Raw genomic sequence first — 20060 nt, forward strand, 5'->3', positions numbered from 1 at the left:
GAGCGACCTCAAAGACGGCGCCGCCCTTCGGCGCCAGATCGAAAGCGAATTGCGCGACGTCGTCGATAACGACGAGCTGGCGATGTATTACCAACCCATCGTCAATGCGGACACGCACGAAGTATCCAGCTTCGAAGCGCTGATGCGCTGGGAGCATCCCGACCGGGGACTGGTCCCCCCCTCGCAGTTCATTCCCATCGCCGAAGACATCAACATGATCAGGCCGCTGGGCGAATGGGCCCTGCATCAGGTCTGCAAGGAGGCTGCAGAATGGCCTGTGCCTCTGGGTGTCGCGATCAATGTCTCCGCACTCCAGTTCGTGCAGGAAGACTTTCCGGCTATCGTCGGCAAGGCGCTGAAGGAGACCGGGATCGATCCGAGACGTCTCGTGCTCGAAATCACCGAGAGTGTCTTCTTGGGGGACACGGGGCGAGCGCAGCATACGTTCGAAGAACTGAAGGCGCTCGGGGTCAAGCTGGCGCTCGACGATTTCGGCACGGGATATTCCTCGCTCAGCTATCTGCAGACAGCCCCGTTCGACAAGATCAAGATCGATCAGGGCTTCGTCCGCGGTGCCACCGAGACCGGCAACAACAACGCGGCGATCATGAGCGCGATCGTCGGTCTGGCGAATGCTCTCGACATGAGCACGGTGGCCGAAGGCGTGGAGACCAAGGACGAACTGGATCTGGTGACGGAGCGTGGCGCCAGTCACATCCAGGGCTTCATCTTCGCTGCCGCCATGCCGCAGGCCGAAGTCGTCGCCAAGTTGCAGAGCGGCGAACTGAAATACGAACCGCGGGGACCGGAAAAATATCGTGCCGATCGGCGAACGATGTTCCGCCGGATCGGGGTCATCCACGGGGATCATCGCTACAGGGCCGTGATGCGCAATCTGTCCAAGACGGGGGCGATGATCGAGGGTCTGGCCGATGTGCCAGAGGGAACGGAGTTCGTTCTAGACCTGGGAGGCGGGCAGCTGGCGATCTGTACCGTCCGCCGCTCGCAGGGGACCGTCCAAGGAGTCGAATTCGAAACGCCTCTGATCAGCGATGGGGCGGACGGGCTCTGCACCCGCCACCGGGTGTCTCCCTATGAGATCGAGGCCGCGGGCCGACCGCTTGCTGCTTTGCCCCACGATGCCTACAGTCTGCTGCGCGACGATGCCGCGGCTCCGAAATCGAACCGTCGCTTCATCGAGGTGGACGTCGGCGCACCGTGGGCCATTGCCGGAACCGGTCGGAAGGCGGCATAGCGCGCTCCATTAGCGCAAAGCTAACCATTCGCTCCTAAGCCGCAGCATACCGGTCAAAGCGGAGGGGTTCGCGATGGGGGCAATGCCCTTCTCTGAGTTTTTCAAGGCACGGCGGGACGGCTCGAACACCCCGGAGGCCGAAACCACCCGAGCCCCTGTCATCGATCGTGCCGCCAAGACCGCGATCGTCCAGGAGCTCGAAACCGCGGCGGTAACATGGTTCTGGGCGACCGACGTTCACGGCCATGTCGTCTATCTCAGCCCGGCGATCGAGGCTCTGGTCGAACGTGCCAAACCCGATGGATCGGGAATGCCGCTCCAGGAACTTCTCAAGCCTGTTCAGAGCGACGGCGACTCGAGATCGCTGGGGCTGCGCTTGCGGAGCCACAAGTCCTTCCAGGGCCTGATCGTGGAGCTTGCCGGGGACAAGGGCGATCTGGTAATGAAGTTGTCCGGTCGTCCGCTGTTTGACGATGCCGGTGAATTCGCCGGTTTCCGCGGCAGTGCGATCGACATCACCGATGCGTTCCGCGCCGAGGAAGAAGCCGCGCGCCTGGCACAATTCGATTCCCTCACCGGCCTCGCCAACCGGCACCGGATGGAACACCGGATCGGTTCCACCCTGCAGGCCTTTCGCAATGCGAAGCGCAATTGTGCCTTGCTGATGCTCGATCTCGATCGCTTCAAGGCAGTGAACGATACGCTCGGCCATGCTGCCGGAGACCAGCTTCTCCAGCAGGTCGCCGAGCGACTGAAAGCGGCCATCAACGGTCGCGGCGAGATCGGCAGGCTGGGGGGAGACGAGTTCCAGGTTCTGATTCCGGACATGGATGATCGCGGAGAGCTGGGCGCCATCGCCAAGCGCGTGATCCAGATGCTCTCGCAACCCTATTCGGTCGAAGAGGGGCGTTGCACCATCGGCTGCTCTGTGGGCATCGCCATTGCGCCTTACGACGGTATCGAGCGCGACGAGCTGACCCGCGCCGCCGACCTTGCGCTCTATGCTTCGAAGAACGGCGGTCGCGGTCAGTTCCGATTCTACGCCTCGGATCTGGAGCATGAAGCGCAATTGCGAAAGCGCATGGAACAGGACCTGTCCGACGCGATCGAGGCAGGGCATTTCCGGCTCGAGTACCAGCCGCTGGTCGAACTGAGCGGAAACCGAGTCATTGCACTCGAAGCGCAATATTGCTGGAAAGACGAGGAACGCGGCCGAGTGGATGCCGCAACCTTTCTCCCGGTGGCCGAAGGAAGCCGGTTGATCGTGCCGATCGGTGAATGGGGCCTCAGGACTGCCTGCACCGATGCACGGAACTGGCCGGATTCCGTACGCCTGGCGATGAAGGTGTCGGCTGTACAGTTCGGGTCCAACGGCTTTGCCGGCATGGTGATGTCGATCCTCGAGGAGACCGGGCTCGAACCGCGCCGGCTTGAACTGCTTATCGACGAGGCTGTGCTCCAGGGCGATCCCGCCGCGATCGACAAAACCATGGCAGAGCTGTTCAAGGCGGACGTAAGACTTTCGCTGGATCGCTTCGGCACCGGTTTCACCTCGCTCGCCTACCTCCGCCGCGCGCCGTTCGCCGGTCTGCGGATCGGCGCCAATTTCTTCGAGCCGACGGTGGGCGACGAGCACGGCGACATGGAAATGGTCGGCGCGATCGTTTCGCTCGCGCGGGCGATGGCGATGGAAACCTACGCCAGCGGAGTTCATGCTCTTTCGTTGCTCGAAAAGCTCAAGACGCACGGCGTCGGCACGATCCAGGGTCATGTCTTTTCGCAACCCCTTTCCTCGACCGAGGTCGCAACCGCCATCACCGGCGGCGAGTGGACGATCGCACCGACCGATTCGGGCAATCAGCGTGCCGGTCGACGCACCGTGTTCCGCAGGATCGGGCTCATTCACGAGGATCACTATTACGACGTCACCCTGCGCAACCTTTCGCGCTCGGGGGCCATGATCCAAGGTATCGAGGGTGTCTCGGCCGGGACGCAATTCGTGCTCGATTTCGGAGGGGGGCAGCTCGCAGTATGCACCGTCCGGCGGGCGATGGACGACACGCAGGGTGTCGAATTCGAGCACGAATTGGTCGACGACGGCGCGGGAGGCCTGTGCACCCGCCACCGCGTGAGCCCCTATGCGCTTGCCGCTGCCGGCGCGCCGCTCGCGGCTCTCCCGGCGGGGCGCTACGCCATGGATCGCGAGAACACCGGCCACCCGCAGACCTACCCGCAATTCAAGCTGTCCAGCAACGCACCGGTGCAGGTGGGACCGAACCCGTGACGGCGCTGGCCGATAAACGCCCTCGGTGTTCGCGCACCTGCTGACAGCCCTGAAAACCGCATGTATGGGCGCGGCGATGACCGAACTGTCCCATATCCGCAATTTCTCCATCATTGCCCACATCGACCACGGCAAATCGACGCTGGCGGATCGGTTGATCCAGCTTTGCGGGGGGCTGAGCGATCGCGAGATGTCCGAGCAAGTGCTTGATAACATGGACATCGAGAAGGAGCGCGGGATCACCATCAAGGCGCAGACCGTGCGCCTTTCCTACACTGCGAAGGACGGCGAGACCTACGAGCTCAACCTCATGGACACGCCCGGCCATGTCGATTTCGCCTACGAGGTCTCCCGCTCCCTCGCCGCCTGCGAGGGCGCGTTGCTGGTCGTCGACGCCGCGCAAGGGGTCGAGGCGCAGACGCTCGCCAACGTCTACCAGTCGATCGAGCACGACCACGAGATCGTCCCCGTCATCAACAAGATCGACCTCCCCGCCGCCGAACCCGAGCGCGTCGCGGAAGAGATCGAGGAGATCGTCGGCATCGAGGCGACCGGCCCCTGGCAGGAGGGCGGGGCGGTCCTCACCAGCGCCAAGTCCGGCATCGGGGTCGAGGACGTGCTCGAGGCGCTCGTCGCCCGCATCCCCCCGCCCAGGGGCGACCGCGCCGCCCCGCTCAAGGCCATGCTGGTCGACAGCTGGTACGACCCCTATCTCGGCGTGGTCATCCTCGTGCGCGTGATCGACGGATTCCTGCACAAGGGCCTCCAGGTCAAGTTCATGCAAGGGGGCACCCAGCACCTCGTCGACCGGGTCGGCGCCTTCACCCCCAAGCGCGTCGACCTGCCGGAGATCGGGCCGGGCGAGATCGGCTTCATCACCGCGCAGATCAAGGAGGTGGAGCAGGCCCGCGTCGGCGACACCATCACCACGGTCAAGAACGGCGCGCCCGCCCCGCTCAAGGGCTATAAGGAAGTCCAGCCCGTGGTCTTCTGCGGCCTCTTCCCGGTCGACGCGGCGGATTTCGAGAAGCTGCGCGAGAGCATCGGCAAGCTCAGGCTCAACGATGCGAGCTTCAGCTACGAGATGGAGAGCAGCGCAGCCCTCGGCTTCGGCTTCCGCGCCGGCTTTCTCGGCCTGCTGCACCTCGAGATCATCCAGGAGCGCCTGAGCCGCGAATACGATCTCGACCTCATCACCACCGCGCCCTCGGTGGTCTACCGCGTCCACCTCGCGCACACCAAGACCGAGGATGCCAAGGTCGTCGACATCCACAACCCCGCCGACTGGCCCGACGTCAACCGGATCGACATGGTGGAGGAGCCGTGGATCAAGGCGGTGATCTACACGCCCGACGACTATCTCGGCCCGATCCTCAAGCTGTGTCAGGATCGCCGCGGCATCCAGACCGACCTCACCTACGTGGGCGGCCGCGCGCAGGTGAGCTACGAGCTGCCGCTGAACGAGGTGGTGTTCGATTTCTACGACCGGCTGAAGAGCATCAGCCGCGGCTATGCCAGCTTCGACTACGAACAGATCGGCCTGCGCGAAGGCGACCTGGTGCTGATGAACATCCTGGTCAACAACGAGCCGGTCGACGCGCTGTCGCTGATCGTCCATCGCGCGGTGGCGGAGGAGCGCGGCCGCGGCATGTGCGAGCGCCTCAAGGACCTCATCCCGCGCCACCTGTTCAAGATCCCCATCCAGGCCGCGATCGGCGGCAAGATCATCGCGAGGGAAACGATCGCCGCGCTGCGCAAGGACGTGACGGCGAAGTGCTACGGCGGGGATATCACGCGCAAGAAGAAGCTGCTGGAGAAGCAGAAGAAGGGCAAAGCGCGGATGCGGGAGTATGGGAACGTGAGTATTCCGCAGGAGGCGTTTATCGCGGCGCTGCGGATGGGCGAGGAGTGACTAGTGATCGGGATTGCGGAGCAAGCGCGAAACAAGGTCACTCAAGTCCCTAGCTCGCCTCGATTGTCTTAGCCCTAATTCGTTCTTGATAACGATGAGTTCGCCGAAGTCGAATTCGTGCGCTTTGGCGTGTGCTTCGAGTTGGTCGATTGACCAATGCTGAAGTGGCCTCCCTACCTTGCCTCCACTGCGTTTCATGGCGAATCCCACTTGCTCCTATCAAGTGTCGCCATTGCATCGGTGACGGCGTTGGTTTCCACGCTTACGCGCACGACCTTGGCGAGCAGGTCGATCATGCTCTCCTTGTAATCGGCGAAGCGATAGGTGTTGAACTTGGCGGCAATCGTCGGGTCGCGCGGTTTCTTTTCCTTGTGCTGGTCGAGCACCCAGTCGATCGCGCTGCGATTGCCGAGGCGATAGTCCCACGCGCCTGCCGGAATGCCGGTGATCTGCGTATCCTCGTCCACAACCACGCTGCCCGTCTCGGCCCCTTCGGCGAGGACGGACTTGAGCTTGGGCCTGGGATGCGACCCCTCGGCGCGCTTGGGATTGGGCGTCTCGACCCGCTCCAGCGGATACGGATCGACCTCCTCGTAATCGATGTGCAGGTCGAGCAGTTTCTCCCCCCACTCCACCCATTGGACAAAGTCAGGGTAGAAGGGGATGCGCGGAAACTCGCGCTTGAGGTTCAGCGCGTATTTCTCGCGATAGACCGGATCGTGGAGGATGGCGTAGCAATAAGCGAAGATCGCGTCCTTGGTGACGCCTGCTTTCTTGCCGTAGTGCCTGGTGAACCGATTCAGCGCCCAGTCGGTGATGTTGTCGATGCGCTCGCCGGATTTGGTATAGCGGTAGCGGGCAATCCCTTGATTGGGATCCAACGACATAAGCGAGTAGGCGGGAGTTATATCAGTCCCGATCGCAGCGAAATCTAGCCGATTCCCACACAAGAACGCGATGCACCTGTTGCGAGAGCCTGCGTCCGGCCAAAATTCGCGGTTTCGATAAGGCATTTCGTTTAGAGCTGAGGAGAAATACAGCCATCTCGCCTGGAAAGGGCGATAAAGCGACCTTCGCAGTCGGTCACTCGAAAAGCGCAGGCTGGTCCCAGCTACCAAATTGTTCTTGAGCGCTCGCGTCAACTTAATCTCGGTCTCGCCAATAGCGTCGCGACGCCTATTTTTGGGCAGGTCCGCAAGGCGTGTTCTGATTCCCTGATATCTTTCAAGGAAATACGGAAGGCGCTCTTCCAAGTCGGCCTTCTCGCGAGCATACACCCATTCGTCGCGGGCAGTAACGACTCCAAGGGAGAACAACTTGAAGATAGCTCGCTCCGCACGCCCGGTAACGTCAGATTTAGTTTTCTTGTCAGCGATAGGAAGAAAATCGTCCCATTCGCTCGGGGCTATTTGGTTCAGCCACGTGCCTTTGTCATTTGGTTTGATTGTTTGGGTGGCGAGTTCATCAATTCGATTTCGACCAAGCCACGAAAGCTTATCTTCTGCGTGCTCTTCTTCCGGCCGACGAACATATTTCAGCTCTGAACCACCTCTGACCTTGTTTCTAACGAGAAACATTATCGCGACCCCCGTCTGGATCGCAAATACATTGTGGGTTGGCCCCGAAAGGCTGGGATTGGCTCTTACGTCGCCGCCTAAATCGACAATACGAATATCATCGAAGTTTGAGGCCACCACTTTGCGGAATCCGTCAAAGGTTCGACTTTCGATGAAGCTTCTATTTGTAATGAAGGCGATAATGCCCTCGTCACCAAGCCGGTCACTCGCCCAGCGGTAAAATCGAGAATACATATCGTAGAGCTTGGTCTTCTGCGCCGTACTTTCTTTGATATAGGTGCGCTTTATCCGGTCATCGATATGCGGATAGGTCCGGTTTTTGTTATTCTCGCGCTCATTCTGCTGGTTCGCGTTGTAAGGCGGATTGCCGATAATTACGCTGATCTTGCGCCGGTTCTGCCGCTTCACGCGCTCGATATTCTCGTCGCTCAGACCGCCCAACAAGTCGAACTGGTGTCCCGAATGGATGCCTAGTCCATCCACATTGTCGAGCGTATCGACCAGGCACAGCCCCTCAAACTCTGCGAACTGGCCGGTGATCGCCTGATAGGTCGCCTCGATGTTCAGGTTGGCGACGTATTAGGGCAGGATCGCCACCTCGTTGGCGTGCAGTTCCTCCTTGTATTTCTGCCGGAGCTTGTCCGGCTGGCCGCGGAAATATTCGAGCAGTTCGACGATATAGGTGCCGGTGCCCGTCGCCGGGTCGAGGATTTCGACGCCGGGATCGACGAGGTTCTTGCCGAAGTGCTTTTCGCACAGCCAGTCCGCGCTGCGGATCATGAAGCGGACGATTTCTCCCGGCGTGTAGACCACGCCCAGCCGGTCGGCAGCCTTGGGGTTATAGACCTTGTAGAAATTCTCGTAGAGCGATTTCAGGAAGTTCTGCTTTTCCGAGTGGCTTTGGATCAGGTGCGCGGTTTCCTCGATCCCCGTGTAATAGGGCCGCAGCGCCTGTAGTAGCGAACGCCGATCGCCATATTCGAATAGCTTCTTGTCGAGGGTGTCGAGCCGCTTCGCAATATTGTTGTCGTGGTGGTAATCGCGCATGTCGAACACGCGGTTGAAGATGTCCGCCGTCAGGATGTGCTGAATCAGCATTTCGGTGACGTCGGCCCGCTCCAGCGCGGGGTTGATCGTCTCCTTGACTTGCTTGAGGAAAGCCTCTTCCGCTGCTGCGAAATCCGTGCTGGCATCGCGCTTCTCGCGAATGCGGCTGCGCAGCGCATCGAGGATCGCGGGCAGGTCCTCGGCGAACTTGGCGATCGCCTTGCGGAAATCGCGGATCGCCTGCTGTTCGTAAGCGAAGAACCTCGTCAGCAAATCATAGAGCTGATCCGTATCGGCCATGTCGGCCTCGGCCACACGGTTGCGGTCCTGGATCAGGATTGCGCGCTTGGTATCCTCATAGATGATGTTCGTGCGCGGGTAGCCCTTGGCTTCCTTCTTGCGAATTTCTTCCTCTAGATCGTCGCGAGTGTCTTTAGCCTCCCAGTAGCCGAAAGGCACACGGATATCGTAAACTAGCGCGCCATCGACCCAGATCGTGTTGCCCTTGGGGGTGACGATCTTGTGTTCGGACAGATAGGTGAGGTCGTGGGATCGGCCCCAGCTCTTGAGCAAGGTCTGGAACGCATCGCGCACCGTGCCTTCGTTCACGGTGCCGCCGACCTTAATAATCCGGTCTAACTCACTGCGATATTCGTTGATTAACTGCCGGCTCATCCATCCTCCATACGGGAAAGCCTTCGGCTAATCGGCGCAAATGGCAACGCATTTTTATTATCTGCCTTTGTCCCCTCAGACGTCCTTCTCCTCCCCCTCCTCGAACTCACCCAACTCATCCTCCTCCCCGCCATACAGATCCACCAGCTCCCCCACCGCGGCCCAGTCCCTCTCCTCGCCGACCGCCACGAAATCCGCGCCGACATCGCCATCCGGCGGGCCGTCCTCCTCGGCGCGTTTGGCTTCGGCGATGCGGGCGAGGTCGGCCTGCATCGCCTCGATCTCGGCCAGCGTCATGTCCACGGGGTCGAAGTGCTCGACCATCGCGGCGTTCATGTCGTCCTTCTCGGCCTTGGAGAGCGCGGGGATGGTGTAGCTTGCGGGATTGAAGTTTCTTATCTGTCCTACCGCTTCGCTGCTTGAGGACCCGCTCAGCCTGTCCGCGCCGCTGTCGAAATAGCTGGCGGAATAGCGGCGGCCGTCGGGCGCGCGGGCGTTCATCCTGAGGCAGAACATCAGCAGCCGGTCGTTCTTGATGCGGCGAAAGCCCTTCAGCTTGCCGGCGACGAAGACGGGGGAGAGCTGGCCGTTCAGCGCGCGGTCGAAGGCCTCGTCGCGCAGGCGCGTCACCCCCATGTCGATCGCCGCCTCCCACGCGCGGCGGAAGCTCTCAGCGCCCGGGCGGCGGCGCAGGTAATAGGCGCCCTCGGGGCTCATGTTGACGTGGCGCGCGGCGCGGCTGACGCTGCCGGTGTCGGCCAGCGCGGCGATGAAGGCGCGCTGGCGCGCCGGGGTCCAGCCGTCGTGGCGGGGCTTGACCTGGACGGTCTCGAAGGCGGGTAGATCGTCGCGGGCGACGGGGGTGCGGATTTCGGTGGGGTCCTTGCGGCGGGTCATCGCGTGTCTCCTGAGGCGAACCGGCCAGGATCAAGCACATCGGGGGGCCTGTAGGAAACCGCGCGCTTTCAAGCTTTTCTTAACCGCACGCTCATAAGGCACAGGCGGGGGGAACCGGCGCATCCGGCATCGGCCGCCTCCAGGCTTGGAAAGTTTCGCGTCTATGGCATTCCTGCGTCGGCTGATCGCCCGCCTGCTGAAGGACAACCGGGGCAACGTGCTCGCCATCGTCGGCGCGGGGCTGGTGCCGCTTGCCATCATGATCGGCAGCGGCGTCGACATCAGCCGCGCCTACATGGCCAAGAGCAAGATGCAGAGCGCCTGCGACGCCGCCTCACTCGCCGCGCGCCGGGTGATGCGCAACAATGCGCTGACCACCGAGGTGGAGACGACCGGGCGCGAATTCTTCGGCTTCAACTATCCGCAGGGGCTCTACGGCTCGCAGAACTTCACGCCCACGGTGACGCAACCTTCGCCGGGGATCGTGCGGGTGACCGCGTCGACCCGGATGCCGACCTCGGTGATGCAGCTGTTCGGCTACACCACCCTGCCGGTGGCGGTGACCTGCGACGCCTCGCTCAACTTCGTCAACACGGACATCGTGCTGGTGCTCGACGTCACCGGATCGATGGCCGACACCGCCGGCGGATCGGTCAAGATCGAAGCGCTGCGCGACGCGGTGATGGCGCTCTACGACGAACTGGCGCCGGTCCAGGCGCAGCTGCGCGCGCAGGGCCTGCGGCTGCGCTACGGTATCGTGCCCTATTCGAGCACGGTGAACGTCGGACGGCTGATCTATGCCCAGAACGCATCCTACATGCGCAACACGACCACCGTCCCCTCGCGCGTCGCGAATTTCGACGATGCGGTCTACACCGCGAACTCGCCGACGCGGGACGGCGGCGACTGGGAAGTCTACCGGGACACGCTCAGCAACAGCCAGTGCCAAAGCTATGTCGGCGCAAGCAACGACAGCGGCGGCGGCCCCGCGCCCAATCCCACTTATCGCTACATCTACCGGGGCACCTCCTCCAGCAACTCGTACAACCAGTCGCAGAACTGGGGCTGGTCCGGGGCGTCGGATACCGGGGGCACTTACCGCAGCTGCCGCCGCTGGCGGATCGTCGAGACGACGACCTACGAGACCAGCTACGAATTCGACGACTGGACCTACCAGCAGGAAGAATACGACGTCTCGAACTACATCCAGCCTGCCGGCAGCATGCTCTTCGCCACCAGCGCGAATGGCACCGTCCCCGTGCGCGGCAGCTACAACGCCCAGGAACTGGCCGCCGCGGGCACGGGTACCAGCACTTCGTCGGCGATCTGGAACGGCTGCATCGAGGAGCGCGACACGACCACCTCGATCAACGGCGGCACCAGCCTGGCAATCCCCAATGATGCGCTGGATCTCAACATCAACCGGATCCCGAATTCGGATGCGTCGCGCTGGCGGCCGATGGTGCCGCATGTGATCTTCGAGCGCAACGCGGGCTCGACCACCATGAACACCAACGATGGTTCGACCAACACCAGCGGCTGGATCATGAACAATTCCTACAGCTCCGGTTACTGGGCCTGCCCCAGCGAGGCGCGCCGGCTTGCCGAGTGGGAGCGTTCCGCTCTCAACACCTATGTCCAGAACCTCGAGACGGTCGGTGGCACCTATCACGACATCGGCATGATCTGGGGCGCGCGGTTCATCTCGACCGGTGGCATCTTCTCCGACGGCTGCGAATTCTTCAACAACATGCCGTGCAACCGCCATGTAATCTTCATGACCGACGGGGCGCAGACCGCCTATTGCAATGTCTACGGGGCCTACGGCCTCGAACGCAACGACATGCGGGTCATGGGCTCGACGAACTGCACGTCGGACTCACAGACCAACGGCACCACCCAGGCTCTCCTTTCGCGTCACGAGCAGCGTTTCCGCATGGCTTGCAACGCGACCAGGAACCTTGGTGCCTCGGTCTGGGTGATCGGCTTCGATACGGCGCTGAACGACAATCTCAGGGGCTGCGCGAGCAATCCGAGCCAGGCCGACACGGCGGAGAACAGGGCCGCCCTCATCGCCCGGTTTCGCGAGATCGGAAACCAGATCGGTGCACTGAGGCTGACGCGATGAACCGGCGTTTCATCCGGAAACTTGCGGTCGAGGAAACCGGTGCGGCGATCCCCGAGTTCGGCTTCGTCCTCCTGCCGTTGCTGCTGTTCCTCATGGGCGGACTGGACCTGGGTTATCAGGCCTATCTGCGTTCGGTGGTGCAGGGCGCGCTGAACGACATTGCGCGTACCGGATCGCTCGAGGGGCCCACCATCGATTGCCCCGGCGCCCAGCTCGAGGACAGGGTGCGCTGCGCCATCGAAGCGCGGTCCAACATCATCGCGCGCAACGCGACCTACACCATCAGCATGACGAACTTCTTCGACTATTCGACGATCGGTCGCAGCGAGCGGCTGGTCACCGATCACAATGGCAACGGTGCCTACAACGCCGGCGACTGCTTCGTGGACCTGAACGAGAACGGTTCTTTCGATGCCAGCGCGGGCCGTACGGGTATCGGCGGTGCCGACGACGTCGTGTTCTACCGCGTAACCGTGAGCATGCCGCGCATGTTCCCGATCCACAAGCTGATCAACACCACGCCGAATTACCGGATCGAAGCCACCACCGCCGTGCGCAACCAGCCCTACGCTTCGCAGCGCCAGCCCCCGACGATCTGCGTATGATCAGGAAACGCACATCCCGGCGTTCGCGCCTCATGCGCCGCCTGCTGCGTTCTTCCAGCGGGCTGGCAATGGTGGAGTTCGCCTTCGCGTTGCCGATCTTCGTGGCCTTGCTGTTCGGCGGGCTGGAAGTGATCAACCTGGTGATGGCCCACATGCGCGTCAGCCAGATCGCGATCACCGTGGCGGACAATGCCGGGCGCGTGCGACAGGGCATCGACGAGGCCGACATATACGAGACCTTCGCCGGTGCCGATCAGATGGGCAACATGATAAATTTCGCCCAGAACGGTAGGATCGTCCTGTCTTCACTCGAGCCGAACCGGCAGAGCGGCGGCAATGCCGGGCAGATGATCAACTGGCAGCGCTGCTACGGATCGATGAACGTGGCCCCTTCCTACGGTCGCCAGGGGCAGGGCCGGACGAACAGCAGCCTCGCAGCGGGCATGGGCCCGGCCGGCCAGAGGATTCGAGCGGCGGATGGGACCGCGGTGATGTTCGTGGAGGTCACCTATCGCTATACGCCGACCCTGGTGCCGAGCATCGTCAACAACGGTCTAACCATGCGTTACGAAAGCGCGTTCAACGTGCGCGAGCGGACCAACCAGGACATCACGAATACCCAGAATCTTGCCGTCAATTCCTGCTGACGATCCGACTGGTAGCGAAAGCCCGCGAAGATGAACACGAAACTGGCGCTGATGATGTCCCTGGTCGTCCTGGCGATCGTCGCCCTGGTGATGGACAGCGACGGTGCGGTGGGCCGCCTTGCCAGCGACGGCGAACCTGGCGAACCGGCTCTGGTCGAGAATTCCCCTCGGGGAGAGGCAGGCAACGCCGAACCGGTGTTCGGGGCCTATGTTGCCGATCCTTCCGAAGCCGGCGCTTTCAAGGACACGGCCTCGGCTCCCTCGATCCCCGTCTACGAATATCGAGACGTGCATATCGAGGTCCCGCAACAGGTCGTCGATCCGGCCGTCGCCGCGGCCAGCGAGATACGCTGACCGGCGGGGTCCGGGTTTCACTTGGCGTTCACCCGCCCGGGGGCTATAGGCCGGGCCATGAACGTTTCCCCCGTTTCGCGCACGCTGCGCGCCGCCGTGATCGCCACCGCCGCCCTCGCCATCGCCGGTTGCGGCGGTGGTGCCGGGGGCCGCCCGTCCGACACCGCCTATGTCGCCCGCGATGTCGAATCGCTTTACAGTGAGGCGAAGACGCGGCTCGATCTCGGTCATTCGCAGCTGGCCGCGGCGCTGTTCGACGAGGTCGAGCGCCAACACCCCTATTCGCCCTGGGCGCGCCGCGCCCAGTTGATGAGCGCCTTCAGCTATTACGTCGGTCAGGATTACAACAAGGCGATCGCCTCGGCGAGCCGCTTCCTGTCGATCCATCCGGGCAACAAGGATGCGCCCTACGCCTATTATCTCATCGCGCTTTCCTATTACGAGCAGATCAGCGACGTCACGCGCGATCAGCAGATCACCGAACAGGCGCTGGTCGCGCTGCGCGAGGTGGAACGGCGTTTCCCCGCGAGCCAATACGCCAGCGACGCGCGACTGAAGATCGATCTGGTGCAGGACCATCTCGCCGGCAAGGAGATGGAGATCGGCCGTTTCTACCAGCGCAGCGGCAACTGGATCGCAGCGCAGATCCGTTTCCAGAACGTCGTGGACAATTTCCAGACCACCAGCCACGCCGCAGAAGCGCTCTATCGCCTGACCGAAAGCAGCCTGGCGCTGGGCATCCCGTCCGAGGCACGGAAATACGCTGCGGTGCTGGGCGCGAACTATCCGGGCAACGAATGGTACGACAAGGCCTACGATCTGGTCCAGGAGCACGCTGCCGGGACCACCGCGAGCTAGCTGTTCGCAAGCCTCGCATGCGAGGTGACGCGCCCATCGCGGTCGATTAAGCAGTCCGGGATGCTGACCAGGCTGTCCATCCGCAACATCGTCCTGATCGAGGAACTCGATCTCGAATTCGCGCGCGGGCTCGGTGTGCTCACCGGCGAGACCGGGGCTGGCAAATCGATCCTTCTCGACGCGTTGGGTCTGGTGCTCGGCAACCGCGCCGACAGCGCGCTGGTTCGCGGCGGGGCGGACAAGGCGAGCGTCACCGGCAGTTTCGAATTCGCTGCCTTGCCCGAAGCGGTCGGGGAAGCGCTGGATGATGCCGGCGTCGAGATCGAGGCGGGCGAGCCGCTGCTGATCCGTCGACAACTGAAGGCCGACGGAGGATCGAGGGCCTGGATCAACGATCAACCGGTGGGCGTGGCGCTGCTGCGCGAACTTTCGCCCCACCTGGTCGAACTGCACGGGCAGCACGACGACCGCGGACTGGTCAATCCGCGCGGCCACCGCGAGCTTCTCGACCGGTATGCGGGGGCTGACCGTGCGGTGGTGGCCGATGCCTGGCGGGAATGGCGCACGGCCGAGGAGCGGCTTGCCGAAGCGCAGGAAACGCTGGAGGCGGCCAAGGCCGATCAGGACCTGTTGCTTGCGCATCTGGCCGAACTCACTGCGCTGGAGCCGCAGGCGGGCGAGGAGCTGCGTCTCGCCGAAGCACGCGCTGCGATGCAGAAGGGCGAGAAGCTCTCGGGCGATCTCGAGGAACTGCGACATCTTTGGGAAGGGTCGGATTCGCCGCTGGCGGCGCTGCGCGTGGCGGCGCGGCGCCTCGACCGGATCGCGTCCGAACATCCGCTGTTGGCCGATGCGCTGGCGAGCCTCGACCGCGCGGTGATCGAGGCGGGAGAGGCGGAAGAGAAATTGCAGGGCGCCGCCGAGGCGCTGGTGCACGATCCTGCCGCGCTCGACGCGGCCGAGACGCGGCTGTTCGAACTGCGGGCGCTGGCTCGCAAGCATCGCTGCGAGGTCGACGAGCTACCCGAGAAGATGCGCGAATTCCGCGCGGCACTGGAAAGCATCGAGGGTGGGGAAGCGCAGTTCGACGCGCTTCAGGACGCGGCGAAGGCAGCGCGTGCAACATACGAAGCGCGGGCGCGGGCACTTCACGACCTGCGCTTGGCTGCGGCAAGGCGGCTCGACGGGGCGGTGGCCGCCGAACTCGCGCCGCTCAAGCTCGACGCGGCGAGCTTTCGCACCGATGTCGTCGAACTGCCCGAGGAACGGTGGGGACAGCATGGCATCGATTCCGCGGAATTCCTCATATCCACCAATCCCGGGGCCGATTTAGCCCCACTCGCCAAGATCGCCAGCGGTGGGGAATTGTCGCGCTTCATCCTGGCGCTGAAGGTCGCGCTGGCGGAGAAGGGCGGGGCGGCAACGGTGATCTTCGACGAGATCGACCGCGGCGTCGGCGGCGCGGTGGCCAGCGCGATCGGCGAGCGGCTGGCGCGGCTTGCCGACGGGGGACAGTTGCTGGCGGTGACCCACAGCCCGCAGGTCGCCGCGCGCGGCAGACGGCATTACCTGATCGCCAAGAGCAGCCAGGGTACGGTGACCCGCACCAGCGTCGCCCTGCTCGACGATGTCGGCCGGCAGGAGGAGATCGCCCGGATGCTGTCGGGAGCCGAGGTGACGCCCGAAGCGCGGGCGCAGGCGGACCGGTTGCTGGAAGGCGTATAGGCTGTGAGCGAGTTAACCGAGGCCGAGGCCGCGAACGAACTCATGCGGCTGGCGAAAGCGATCGCGAAGCACAACCGGCTCTATCATGCCGAGGACGCGCCCGAGATAACCGATCAGGAATATGATGCGCTGGTGAAGCGCAATGCCGAGCTGGAGGCGGCGTTTCCGCACCTGGTGCGCTCGGATTCGCCATCGCAAGACGTCGGGCACGCGGTCGCCGCCTCGCCGCTGTCTAAGGTGACGCATGCGGTGCGGATGATGAGCCTCGACAACGCGTTTTCTGCCGAGGAGGTGCACGAATGGGTGGCGCGGGTGCGGCGGTTCCTAGCCCTGCATGAGAAGGCTCCGCTGGGCTTCACCGCGGAGGACAAGATCGACGGACTGTCTTGCTCGCTGCGCTACGAGAACGGCGCGCTGGTCCGCGCCGCGACCCGGGGTGACGGGCAGGTGGGCGAGGACGTGACCGCGAACGTCGCGCATGTCGCGGACATTCCGCAACAGCTTGCCGGGTCGGTGCCGGACGTGTTCGAGGTGCGTGGCGAAATCTACATGGCGAAGGAGGATTTTGCTGCACTCAATGCTGCGCAGCAAAAGGGTGGCGGCAAGCTCTTCGCCAATCCGCGCAACGCCGCCGCCGGGTCGCTCCGCCAGAAGGATGCCAGCGTCACCGCCGCGCGCCCGCTGAAGTTCTGGGCGCATGGCTGGGGCGCGGCGAGCGAGGTGCCGGGCGCAACGCAGGAGGAGGTCGTCCGCCGGATCGAGGAATGGGGACTGCCGGTCTCGCCGCAGTTCCGGCGCGTGGACGATGCCGAGGGTCTGCTCGCCCATTACGAAACCATCGCCGCCGCGCGGCCCGATTTGCCGTACGAGATTGACGGCGTCGTCTACAAGGTCGACCGGCTCGACTACCAGCAGCGGCTCGGCGCAGTGGGCAAGGCGCCGCGCTGGGCGCTGGCGCACAAATTCCCCGCCGAACGCGCCGAGACGACGCTGGAGAGCATCGACATCCAGGTCGGCCGGACGGGCAAGCTGACCCCGGTCGGGCGGCTTGCGCCGGTGCTGGTGGGCGGTGTCACGGTGACTAACGTCACGCTCCACAACCGCGACGAGATCGCGCGGCTCGGCGTGCGGCCGGGCGACCGGGTGGTGGTACAGCGCGCGGGCGACGTGATCCCGCAGGTGGTCGAGAACCTCACTCGCGAGGAAAAGCGCCCGCCCTACAGGTTTCCCGATCACTGCCCCGAATGCGGCAGCGAGGCGGTGGCGGCGGAGGGCGAGGTCGATGTGCGTTGCACCGGCGGGCTGATCTGCCCGGCGCAGCGGACCGAAAGGCTGAAACATTTCGTCAGCCGCGGCGCACTCGATATCGACGGGCTGGGCGAAAAGACCATCGACCAGTTCTTCGCATTAGGCTGGCTCGAGAGCCCGGCCGACATCTTTCGCCTCAAGCAGCGCCGCGCGGACATCCTCGCGCTGGAGGGCTGGAAGGACAAGTCGGTGGAGAACCTGTTGGCAAGCATCGAGGCCCGGCGTGCGCCGGACGCGGCCCGGCTGCTGTTCGGACTCGGCATCCGCCATGTCGGCGCGGTGACGGCGCGCGATTTGATGAAGCATTTTCACGAATTGCCGGCGCTACGGAAGGCGGCGGAAAAGGCGCGGGCGGGCGACGGGGACGCCGCGGCCGAACTCACCGCGATCGACGGGATCGGCTCCGCCGTGGTCGAGGCGCTGGGGGACTTCTTCCACGAGGAACACAACCGGGATGTCTGGGACGACATCCTGTCCGAAGTCTCGCCACCGCGCTACGAGGTCGAGACGAAGGACAGCGCAGTCGCCGGCAAGACGGTGGTCTTCACCGGCAAGCTCGAAACCATGAGCCGCGACGAGGCCAAGGCGCAAGCCGAACGGCTCGGCGCCAAGGCCAGCGGGTCGGTCAGCGCGAAGACCGACCTCGTCGTCGCCGGGCCGGGCGCGGGCAGCAAGATCAAGAAGGCCGCCGAACTCGGCATCGAAACGATCGACGAAGCCGCCTGGGCCGCGATCGTGAACAGCGCCGGCTAGGCGGTCACCGCCTCGCCCGCTTTCTCGCGCCCGCGCTCGGTCACGCGGCGGAATTCGGCGCGGTATTTGGGGTGTTCGGTGCCCATCCAGCGGTCCCACCAGGTGAAATAGAGCCCGAAATTGGAGGCCCCGGCCTGATGGTGCAGATCGTGATGGGTGACCGTGTTCCACCAGCCCGTCCAGCGGTTGTCGACCCAGCCGCGCGGGTAGATCTCGGTGCCGCAATGGCCGATCACGTTGCGGATGATCATGTGCCACAGGAAAATGAATATGGCCCAGCCGACCCAGGCCTGGCCGAGGAGGCTGGTGACCAGCAGGAACAGCGGCACGAAGGCGGCTTCGGTCACCGCCTCCCAGCTCGAGAAGCTGTAAGCCGCCCAGGGCGTGGGTGTGCGCGACTTGTGGTGGTGGAGATGGGTGGCGCGGAACAGCCGCTTGAGGTGGAGGCCGCGGTGCATCCAGTAGAAATAGGCATCGTGCGCCAGGATCATGATGGCCGCGTGCAGCACCAGCTGCCAGGCGGCGAATTCATCCAGGGTGAGCTTGACGATCCCCGCCTCGCGCAGGACCAGCGTGCTGATGGTGGTGATCCCGAACACGAAGACCGTGCGCAAGGAGCTCAGCACCTCGCGGCTGTAGTCGGCCCGGCCGGCGCGGCGATCCTGGATGCGGCGGAAGGTCAGCCAGCGTCCGAACAGCCAGAGCACCAGCGTCATCCCGCCCGCCGCGATGAGGTAGCGCGACAGATCGAAATAGAGCACATGCATCATGTGCTGGGCGATCTTGTCGAACATCTCGGGCATTGCGGCGGCTCCTGTGCATTGACGTCTATCCCATCGCCGCGACGAATATAAGCAGGAAATTCTTGGAAACCTCGCCCCGCAAGCCCGTTGCCCACCCAGTGTCGCGCAGCCCGATCCTCATCCTCAGCCTGCTGATCGCCGCCGGTTTCTTCGTTCTCTCCGCCGCATTCGGCGGAGGCGAGATCGGGGGCGAGGATCCGGTGGTGGAGGAAGCGGAGAAGATCGTCGAGGACGATCCGCTGACCCCCGAGCAGGAAGCGCTCGACATCCGCCTCAGCGCCATCGGCGGTGCTTTCCCCGGCCATGTCGGGATCGCGGTGCGCGACATCGCCGACGATCGCAGCTTCCATTTCAACGGACTTGAATATTTTCCGCAGCAGAGCGTCAGCAAATTGTGGGTCGCACTCACCGCACTCGACCTGGTCGACCGGGGCGAACTCGATTTGGACGATACGGTTCGCATCCGTCCCCAGGACCTGACGCTGTTCCACCAGCCGCTCAGCGACATCGTCGCGGCGCGGGGGAGCTTCGTCACCGATTACGACGACCTGATGATGCGCGCGCTGACCCGCAGCGACAACACCGCCAACGACACGATCCTGCGCCGCGTCGGCGGGCCATCCGAAGTGCAGGACTTCCTCGAAGACAACGATCTGGAGAGCGTCCGCTTCGGCACCGACGAACGCAGCAAGCAAAGCGCCATCGCCGGGCTCGACTGGCAACAGGATTATTCCATTGACGATGCCTTCTTCGAGGCGCGCGAAGAGGTTCCTGTGGAGCGCCGCCGGCAGGCGTTCGAAGCCTATCTCGCCGATCCGATCGACGGGGCGAGCCCGGTCGGCATCGTCGCCGCTCTCGGCAAGCTGGCGCGCGGACGGCTGCTGTCGGACCAGTCGACCGCCTATATCCTCGGCGTGCTGGAACGGACCCGCAGCGGGCCCCGGCGGCTCAAGGGCGGGACTCCTCCGGGCTGGACGATGGCGCACAAGACCGGGACCGGACAATTCTTCGACGGCGAGCAATCGGGCTACAACGACATCGGTATCCTCACCGCCCCCGACGGTGCGCAATATGCGCTGGCGGTGATGATCGCCCGGACGCGCGCATCCTATGCGGAACGCATGGCGATGATGCAGGAAGTCACCCGCGCCGCGGCGGCCTATCACGAGGCGAAACTGTTGGCGGAGGAGTGATCGTCAGCCGACCGGTCTCGGCGCGGGCTCGTCGATCCA

General features: G+C 63.7%; 15 protein-coding genes. 11 read left to right on the forward strand and 4 right to left on the reverse strand.

Translation table 11 applies throughout. The features are described 5' to 3' along the window. The 3 genes from ACGHN1_RS12820 to lepA form a co-directional block, all read left to right on the forward strand. A partial coding sequence (locus ACGHN1_RS12820; protein WP_390551258.1) for a putative bifunctional diguanylate cyclase/phosphodiesterase occupies window positions 1–1255 on the forward strand: 1255 nt, incomplete at its 5' end. Window positions 1256–1328: 73 nt separating this feature from the next. Beyond that, window positions 1329–3539 carry a putative bifunctional diguanylate cyclase/phosphodiesterase gene (locus ACGHN1_RS12825; RefSeq protein ID WP_390551259.1) on the forward strand — a complete coding sequence of 737 codons (2211 nt, stop codon included), beginning with the start codon at window positions 1329–1331 and terminating at the stop codon, window positions 3537–3539. 76 nt (window positions 3540–3615) lie between these two features. Next, window positions 3616–5451, forward strand: a complete 1836-nt coding sequence (lepA, locus tag ACGHN1_RS12830) for a translation elongation factor 4 (RefSeq protein WP_390551260.1) — start codon at window positions 3616–3618, stop codon at window positions 5449–5451. A gap of 194 nt (window positions 5452–5645) precedes the next feature. Here lepA and ACGHN1_RS12835 read toward each other — a convergent pair whose 3' ends face one another. From ACGHN1_RS12835 to ACGHN1_RS12845, 3 genes are all read right to left on the reverse strand, one after another. Beyond that, complete coding sequence (locus ACGHN1_RS12835) at window positions 5646–7511, reverse strand: type ISP restriction/modification enzyme (RefSeq protein WP_390551261.1); 1866 nt, start codon at window positions 7509–7511, stop codon at window positions 5646–5648. A 96-nt stretch (window positions 7512–7607) separates the two neighbouring features. Next, window positions 7608–8750, reverse strand: coding sequence for an N-6 DNA methylase (locus ACGHN1_RS12840; RefSeq protein ID WP_390551262.1), 1143 nt, complete (start codon window positions 8748–8750; stop codon window positions 7608–7610). Window positions 8751–8825: 75 nt separating this feature from the next. Next, window positions 8826–9647, reverse strand: a complete 822-nt coding sequence (locus ACGHN1_RS12845; protein WP_390551263.1) for a hypothetical protein — start codon at window positions 9645–9647, stop codon at window positions 8826–8828. A gap of 163 nt (window positions 9648–9810) precedes the next feature. On the opposite strand from ACGHN1_RS12845, the gene ACGHN1_RS12850 reads away from it, so the two are divergent. Genes ACGHN1_RS12850 through ligA form a run of 7 tightly spaced genes read left to right on the forward strand, consistent with a single transcriptional unit; the run spans window position 9811 to window position 18025 of the window. Continuing rightward, window positions 9811–11775 carry a pilus assembly protein TadG-related protein gene (locus tag ACGHN1_RS12850; protein ID WP_390551264.1) on the forward strand — a complete coding sequence of 655 codons (1965 nt, stop codon included), beginning with the start codon at window positions 9811–9813 and terminating at the stop codon, window positions 11773–11775. Then, window positions 11772–12380 carry a TadE/TadG family type IV pilus assembly protein gene (locus tag ACGHN1_RS12855; RefSeq protein WP_390551265.1) on the forward strand — a complete coding sequence of 203 codons (609 nt, stop codon included), beginning with the start codon at window positions 11772–11774 and terminating at the stop codon, window positions 12378–12380. Before ACGHN1_RS12850 ends, ACGHN1_RS12855 begins: the two co-directional genes overlap by 4 nt. Window positions 12381–12412: 32 nt before the next feature. Then, window positions 12413–13027: a TadE/TadG family type IV pilus assembly protein gene (locus tag ACGHN1_RS12860; RefSeq protein ID WP_390551266.1), complete on the forward strand. Its 615-nt coding sequence runs from the start codon at window positions 12413–12415 to the stop codon at window positions 13025–13027. 30 nt (window positions 13028–13057) lie between these two features. Then, window positions 13058–13381 (forward strand): hypothetical protein, encoded by a 324-nt coding sequence (locus ACGHN1_RS12865; RefSeq protein ID WP_390551267.1) that lies wholly within the window; start codon window positions 13058–13060, stop codon window positions 13379–13381. Window positions 13382–13438: 57 nt separating this feature from the next. Then, complete coding sequence (locus tag ACGHN1_RS12870; protein ID WP_390551268.1) at window positions 13439–14239, forward strand: outer membrane protein assembly factor BamD; 801 nt, start codon at window positions 13439–13441, stop codon at window positions 14237–14239. Between the two features lie 60 nt (window positions 14240–14299). Then, entirely contained in the window at window positions 14300–15964 is a 1665-nt protein-coding gene (recN, locus tag ACGHN1_RS12875; protein ID WP_390551269.1) for a DNA repair protein RecN, read from the forward strand. A gap of 42 nt (window positions 15965–16006) precedes the next feature. Further along, window positions 16007–18025 carry an NAD-dependent DNA ligase LigA gene (gene ligA / locus ACGHN1_RS12880; RefSeq protein ID WP_390551564.1) on the forward strand — a complete coding sequence of 673 codons (2019 nt, stop codon included), beginning with the start codon at window positions 16007–16009 and terminating at the stop codon, window positions 18023–18025. Here ligA and ACGHN1_RS12885 read toward each other — a convergent pair. Continuing rightward, window positions 18022–18828 (reverse strand): sterol desaturase family protein, encoded by an 807-nt coding sequence (locus ACGHN1_RS12885; RefSeq protein WP_390551270.1) that lies wholly within the window; start codon window positions 18826–18828, stop codon window positions 18022–18024. The two genes, ligA and ACGHN1_RS12885, sit on opposite strands and share 4 nt — an antisense overlap. A 98-nt stretch (window positions 18829–18926) precedes the next feature. Between ACGHN1_RS12885 and ACGHN1_RS12890 the strand changes: the two genes are divergently transcribed. Further along, on the forward strand, window positions 18927–20021 hold the full coding sequence (locus ACGHN1_RS12890; protein ID WP_390551271.1) for a serine hydrolase: 1095 nt from the start codon (window positions 18927–18929) through the stop codon (window positions 20019–20021). The last annotated feature ends 39 nt before the right edge of the window (window positions 20022–20060 follow it).

The sequence above is a fragment of the Qipengyuania sp. MTN3-11 genome (assembly GCF_042851825.1).
In the GTDB taxonomy this organism is placed as follows: Bacteria; Pseudomonadota; Alphaproteobacteria; order Sphingomonadales; family Sphingomonadaceae; genus Qipengyuania.

Bases quoted from the DNA above. Each gene is read 5' to 3' on its own strand.
- ACGHN1_RS12825 (WP_390551259.1), top strand. From the start codon at position 1,329: ATGGGGGCAATGCCCTTCTCTGAGTTTTTCAAGGCACGGCGGGACGGC.
- lepA (WP_390551260.1), top strand. From the start codon at position 3,616: ATGACCGAACTGTCCCATATCCGCAATTTCTCCATCATTGCCCACATC.
- ACGHN1_RS12840 (WP_390551262.1), bottom strand. From the start codon at position 8,750: ATGAGCCGGCAGTTAATCAACGAATATCGCAGTGAGTTAGACCGGATT.
- ACGHN1_RS12845 (WP_390551263.1), bottom strand. From the start codon at position 9,647: ATGACCCGCCGCAAGGACCCCACCGAAATCCGCACCCCCGTCGCCCGC.
- ACGHN1_RS12850 (WP_390551264.1), top strand. From the start codon at position 9,811: ATGGCATTCCTGCGTCGGCTGATCGCCCGCCTGCTGAAGGACAACCGG.
- ACGHN1_RS12855 (WP_390551265.1), top strand. From the start codon at position 11,772: ATGAACCGGCGTTTCATCCGGAAACTTGCGGTCGAGGAAACCGGTGCG.
- ACGHN1_RS12860 (WP_390551266.1), top strand. From the start codon at position 12,413: ATGCGCCGCCTGCTGCGTTCTTCCAGCGGGCTGGCAATGGTGGAGTTC.
- ACGHN1_RS12865 (WP_390551267.1), top strand. From the start codon at position 13,058: ATGAACACGAAACTGGCGCTGATGATGTCCCTGGTCGTCCTGGCGATC.
- ACGHN1_RS12870 (WP_390551268.1), top strand. From the start codon at position 13,439: ATGAACGTTTCCCCCGTTTCGCGCACGCTGCGCGCCGCCGTGATCGCC.
- recN (WP_390551269.1), top strand. From the start codon at position 14,300: ATGCTGACCAGGCTGTCCATCCGCAACATCGTCCTGATCGAGGAACTC.
- ligA (WP_390551564.1), top strand. From the start codon at position 16,007: ATGCGGCTGGCGAAAGCGATCGCGAAGCACAACCGGCTCTATCATGCC.
- ACGHN1_RS12885 (WP_390551270.1), bottom strand. From the start codon at position 18,828: ATGCCCGAGATGTTCGACAAGATCGCCCAGCACATGATGCATGTGCTC.